At 67.4% G+C, this 230-nt stretch carries 1 protein-coding gene; it reads left to right on the forward strand.

Translation table 11 applies throughout. The annotated features are described in order from the left end of the window. On the forward strand, window positions 1-230 hold a 230-nt coding region (locus Q0994_RS34080; protein WP_299542660.1), incomplete at both ends, for a catalase.

Consider the following 230-nt stretch of genomic DNA (forward strand, 5'->3'; position numbering starts at 1 on the left):
CCGGTGCAGCCGATCGGGCTGATGACGCTGAACGCGAACCCGTCGAACTACTTCGCCGAGACCGAGCAGGTCGCCTTTCACCTGGGGAACCTGGTGCCGGGCATCGACGTCACCAACGACCCGCTGCTCCAGGGCCGGCTGTTCTCCTACGTGGACACCCAGCTGACCCGGCTCGGCGGCCCCAACTTCCCGCAGCTGCCGATCAACCGGACGCACGCACCGGTCAACGA

This window comes from uncultured Streptomyces sp., from assembly GCF_947488945.1.
Taxonomy (GTDB): Bacteria; Actinomycetota; Actinomycetes; order Streptomycetales; family Streptomycetaceae; genus Streptomyces.